We start from the raw sequence: 1,830 nt of genomic DNA, 5'->3' as shown, positions 1-1,830 counted from the left end.
GGGTCGTCCTGGCCGATGCGGATCACGCGCAGCACGCCATAGGCGCCGATCAGCGTGGGCACCGGCCAGAGCCAGGCCCACACGTCGCGCGGGCCGTGCAGGTAGAAGCGGTGCAGCCCGAGGCTGCCGCCGACCAGCGCGATCCAGGTCGCGAGCGTCTTCGATTTCGCCATGGTCACTGGCCCGCCGCCGGCGGCACGGCATCGCCGGTGCCGAGCGCGCGCTGCATCAGCACCACATCGAGCCAGCGCTCGAACTTCCAGCCGGCGGACTTCAGCAGCCCGGTGTGCTCGAAGCCGAGGCTGCGGTGCACGCCGATCGATCCGGCATTGGCCGAATCGCCGATCACCGCCAGCATCTGGCGTGCGCCGAGCGCCTCGCACTGCGCCATCAGCTCGGCCAGCAGCTGCTTGCCGGCGCCCTGGCCGCGGGCGGCATCCGACAGGTAGATCGAGTCCTCGAGGCAGAAACGGTAGGCGCGGCGCGGGCGGAAATGGTTCGCGTAGGCGTAGCCCAGCACCTCGCCGTGGCGTTCGGCGACCAGCCACGGCAGGCCCTTGGACAGCACGTCGTCGCGGCGGCGGGTCATCTCGGYGAGGTCGGGTGCCTCGAGCTCGAAGGTGCCGGTGCCGTGCAGCACGTTCCAGCCGTAGACGGCGGTGATGGCGGGGAGGTCGGCGGCCGTGCTGGCGCGAATCGTGATGGGGCTCTCGGACATATTGGCTGGCGGGGTGATCTGGCGAGTTTATAATGCCGGGTTTCGGTGACGGTCGACCCGGAGGGTTGGCGTATCTACGGCACCGACCTCCGATCTGCTTGCCCTGAGTGTCTCCTGGTGCGGTGGATGTTTTCGACAATCTCAAGGAAACAACATGGTCGTGATTCGACTCGCACGTGGTGGCGCCAAGAAGCGTCCGTTCTACAACATCGTCGTCGCTGACTCGCGCGTCCGCCGTGACGGCCGCTTCATCGAGCGCGTCGGCTTCTACAACCCGGTGGCGTCCGGTGGCGAGCAGCCGCTGCGCGTCGCGTTCGACCGCATCGAGCACTGGGTTGCCCACGGCGCCCAGCCGTCGCCGACGGTGGCTCGCCTGGTCGAGCAGGCCAAGGCCGCGACGCCGGCTGCTGCAGCAGCCTGAGTGCCGCCGAGAACGTGTCGATGACCACCGCGCCGGGGCTTGCCGGGATGTCTGATCCCGCGTGGCCCGAGGATGCGGTGGAGATCGGCAGGGTTCTCGATGCCTGGGGCGTGAAGGGTTGGATCCGCGTCCAGCCTTTCGCGGCAGATCCCCAGGCCCTCTTTTCTTCGCGCCGGTGGTTCCTGAAACCGCCGGAGCCGCAAGGCGTGAAGCTGCCGGCGACCGCCGCAGCGGCCTTCCCGCCCTTGCTGAAGGTCGTGCAGGTCAAGGAGCACGGCGATGGCGTCGTGGCCCAGGTGCAGGACGTCGCCGACCGCAACGGGGCCGAGGCCCTGCGCGGTGCGCGCATCTTCGTCGGCCGATCGAGCTTCCCGACCGCCGGCAAGGACGAGTACTACTGGGTCGACCTGATCGGCATGACGGTCGTGAACCGCGAGGGCCAGACCCTCGGCACGGTGGCCGGCCTGATCGACACCGGCCCGCACAGCGTGCTGCGGCTGGCCGCGGCGACGCCGGCCGAGGAGCGGCTGATCCCCTTCGTCGGCGCCTATGTCGACGACGTCAGCCTGGCCGAGCGCCGCATCACCGTCGACTGGGGCCTGGACTACTGATCCCCCCGCTGATGCGCTTCGACGTCGTCACGCTGTTTCCCGAACTGTTCTCGCCGCACCTCACCGTGGGCGTGACGCGC

4 protein-coding genes are annotated in these 1,830 nt (G+C 69.4%); 2 read left to right on the top strand and 2 right to left on the bottom strand.

The window, feature by feature from the left end:
* Nucleotides 1-173, bottom strand: a 173-nt coding sequence (locus AC1D12_RS32400; protein ID WP_477845248.1) for an NINE protein, incomplete at its 3' end; no start/stop codon positions are given.
* A gap of 2 nt (nucleotides 174-175) precedes the next feature.
* Complete coding sequence (locus tag AC1D12_RS32395) at nucleotides 176-718, bottom strand: GNAT family N-acetyltransferase (RefSeq protein ID WP_477845247.1); 543 nt, start codon at nucleotides 716-718, stop codon at nucleotides 176-178.
* A 154-nt stretch (nucleotides 719-872) separates the two neighbouring features.
* On the opposite strand from AC1D12_RS32395, the gene rpsP reads away from it, so the two are divergent.
* Nucleotides 873-1,139: a 30S ribosomal protein S16 gene (rpsP, locus tag AC1D12_RS32390; RefSeq protein WP_047500706.1), complete on the top strand. Its 267-nt coding sequence runs from the start codon at nucleotides 873-875 to the stop codon at nucleotides 1,137-1,139.
* Nucleotides 1,140-1,159: 20 nt separating this feature from the next.
* Nucleotides 1,160-1,750, top strand: a complete 591-nt coding sequence (gene rimM / locus AC1D12_RS32385) for a ribosome maturation factor RimM (RefSeq protein WP_197066742.1) — start codon at nucleotides 1,160-1,162, stop codon at nucleotides 1,748-1,750.
* The last annotated feature ends 80 nt before the right edge of the window (nucleotides 1,751-1,830 follow it).

The organism is Rhizobacter sp. P1_G5, assembly GCF_056405435.1.
The sequence above is the reverse complement of the archived record's forward strand: the minus strand, read 5'-3'. Positions and strand labels throughout refer to the sequence as shown.

Excerpts from the sequence above, each read along its gene's own strand:
- rpsP (WP_047500706.1), top strand. The coding sequence starts at position 873 with ATGGTCGTGATTCGACTCGCACGTGGTGGCGCCAAGAAGCGTCCGTTC.
- rimM (WP_197066742.1), top strand. The coding sequence starts at position 1,160 with ATGACCACCGCGCCGGGGCTTGCCGGGATGTCTGATCCCGCGTGGCCC.